The 2,533-nt window shown below is 50.1% G+C and carries 4 protein-coding genes; 1 reads left to right on the forward strand and 3 read right to left on the reverse strand.

Annotated elements, in window-relative coordinates:
* Both ACJHX3_RS24605 and ACJHX3_RS24610 read right to left on the reverse strand, forming a co-directional pair.
* On the reverse strand, positions 1-509 hold a 509-nt coding region (locus ACJHX3_RS24605), incomplete at its 3' end, for a hypothetical protein (RefSeq protein WP_410236237.1).
* Positions 510-595: 86 nt separating this feature from the next.
* Positions 596-802 (reverse strand): helix-turn-helix transcriptional regulator, encoded by a 207-nt coding sequence (locus tag ACJHX3_RS24610; protein WP_029702218.1) that lies wholly within the window; start codon positions 800-802, stop codon positions 596-598.
* A gap of 724 nt (positions 803-1,526) precedes the next feature.
* Between ACJHX3_RS24610 and hha the strand changes: the two genes are divergently transcribed.
* Complete coding sequence (gene hha, locus ACJHX3_RS24615; protein WP_000453333.1) at positions 1,527-1,739, forward strand: hemolysin expression modulator Hha; 213 nt, start codon at positions 1,527-1,529, stop codon at positions 1,737-1,739.
* Between the two features lie 374 nt (positions 1,740-2,113).
* On the opposite strand, the gene ACJHX3_RS24620 is transcribed toward hha, so the two are convergent.
* The gene (locus ACJHX3_RS24620) at positions 2,114-2,311 is read right to left on the reverse strand and encodes a hypothetical protein (RefSeq protein WP_094322019.1); all 198 of its coding nucleotides are present in this window, start codon (positions 2,309-2,311) and stop codon (positions 2,114-2,116) included.
* Positions 2,312-2,533 lie beyond the last annotated feature (222 nt).

Here is a 2,533-nt window from a genome sequence, read left to right on the forward strand (position 1 = left end):
ATGATCCATTCCTCCAGCTCTTTTTCTGATTTCCGTTTCAGGTTCTCTTTCCAGTCTTCAAGGCTGTTTCCGGTCATTAAATCAAGCCAGCAAAGCCAGACCAGTTTGAGGTGCAACTCCGTGCCACCAAACTGACGGAAGAGGCTGATCAGTTTATTTGCCAGAGAACGCTGCCTCAGACGTTCACATTCAGACAGGAGAATGCCTTCCAGCATCGGATGATGAACCAGCAGATGTTCACTGGTGCATAAATTCACAATCAGATCATCATCCAGGGGCGGCGTGGCCCGTTTGTCAGGGCCATAAATCAGCCGGTGCAGGCTCTGGGGTACGATGGCAATCTCCGGTTTTTCACCATTGAATGACACCCAACCGGGCGTCAGATTATGGAAGTAGTAGATATTCGGATGACACACGCCCCAGGATACGGCGTGCCGGGTGAAGCCGGTCAGCCATTTCTGGTAGCTTTCGTGGAGCAGCTCGTAACGGGTCTGATACTGTGGTTTCATTTTCATATTCCTCACGGGGGATAACAGGCAGCAGAATGCCGCCGGCAGGCCGGAGACTGCGTCTGCTGCAGATGAACGGTTAAGAATTACGGACGGGATTGTGCAATACGCGCCTGCAGCCAGGCTTCCACTTCGCTTTTCAGCCATCGGGAGCTGCGGCCCATTTTGATGAGCGCAGGAAAGTCACCATCCTTGATGAGTTTGTAAAACCACTTATCGGTTAAGCCGGTCAGTTGAGTGATAAATGCCATGTCGACCATCTGGTCATCCATCAGCGAAACTGGGGTGATCATGAAAATGTTCCTCCGGATGTTGTTAATCTCAACCGGCGTTGGTGATGAAAACAACGCACCACCTTCACCGGCATAACAACCGGGGAGAAACGTAAAAAATGAGTAGGGGAATATTCCTGCCGGGAGATAAACAGGGGGCATGATGCTGAGATACCCGGTGGCTACCGCGAAACGATGCTTCCCGCGCGTACGCACGACAGAGAAGGGATGCTTTTCGGGAGGATGAGGGGAAGAGCCGTCGTTCTGATAATTGCAGAGTTATTTACGGGGCGGTTACGGTGGGGCAGCCCGTGTCCGGCGGGCAGGCGACAGGTATCACCGATGGGATAAGACTGTCTGATTGGTATTAAATATATAAGAGAGAGATCAAACACATGAAACACATGAGATCAAATACATGAGTTCATATATGTGAAATAAACACTGTGAGTACGATCAGTGGGCATGAGAACGCAGTAGCAACAGATTGCGTTGTACCCACAGGGTTATCTCGGATAGCTGTCGTATAACCTGCGTATATAAAACGTACCTGCAACACACGTGAACAGAGTGCATTAAGCATCCGTCTGAGCGGTAAACGTATCCGACCTGGTGAGTGACAGTCTGAGAGACCGGTTAAGTGGTGGCACGGGAGTAATGAGTTTGGGGAGGGTACCAGAATGCCAGGCTGGTGCGGTATGCTGACAGCATCCTGTTAACCGCAGCATAAAGTAATGAGAGGCTAATGGAAGTTAAAACCAAAGAAGACTGGCTGTATCAGTTCCGTCGTTGTTCATCCCGGGAGACACTGGAAAAAGTGATTTCCCACACACGTTATAAACTTACTCCTGCGGAGCTGGAAGCCTTCAACTCTGCGGTCGATCACCGGCTGGCAGAACTAACCATGAACAAACTTTACGATCGCGTTCCGGCTTCTGTCTGGAAATATGTCACCTGAACGTTCGGTAATCACAGCGGAGTTGCACCAGGTGTTATCTGCTCTGTGCGATTCTTTTTGTCGCAAAGCTGTTGTCGGGAACCAGGATAATACCGGGAGCGTTAAGCGGTATAGCGACAACAAATAATTTGAAATCAAAAGGGAATGGTGTACAGAGGGGCAGGCGTTCAGGCATTACCGGCCTGTATCTTCTGAAGGGGACTCGTATTTGTCGGGGCTGAGTATTCCGCTCGATTCGATCACGGATTGGCGGAATACCTGACTGTGATTGATTCAGGTACCATTTTGCAGGGAGCCGGTGCGTTACTGTCTGGCACAACAAACGCAGCGGGTCGCTCTGCCCCGCCGATTCCTGATAATCCCTCCCCTGTAACCTACTGCAACAGTACAAATACACTGACGCCTGAAACGGTAACCAGAATCAGCACCAGCAGTAACGTCAGTAAACAGAGCAGACGATCGGTCTTCCGGTAATAACCGAAGGGGTCGACAGCGCCACAATACGGGCAACAAACTGTATTATGAGTAATTGCGTTACCACAGTCACTGCACTTCTTTTTGCGTATCACGATAGCTCCCTCGCCACGCCTTATCCGTAACCGGTTTTTTACATTAAAAAAAACAACGCCGGGAATTCAATCGTCAGTCCGGAGACGACCGTTCGGGTTATCACAGAGTGCCTAAGACAGTGTCCTGCCGGAGGTCACTTCAGGGACTCTGCGTATTTTTTACGACGTGGCTATTCCGTATGAACCATACGGAGATTTAACCATGACCTACAAATACAACCCCTT

It is taken from the genome of Escherichia sp. WS1265 (assembly GCF_046487585.1).
GTDB classification, from domain to species: Bacteria; Pseudomonadota; Gammaproteobacteria; order Enterobacterales; family Enterobacteriaceae; genus Escherichia; species Escherichia coli.

Excerpts from the sequence above, each read along its gene's own strand:
- hha (WP_000453333.1), top strand. The coding sequence starts at position 1,527 with ATGGAAGTTAAAACCAAAGAAGACTGGCTGTATCAGTTCCGTCGTTGT.
- ACJHX3_RS24610 (WP_029702218.1), bottom strand. The coding sequence starts at position 802 with ATGATCACCCCAGTTTCGCTGATGGATGACCAGATGGTCGACATGGCA.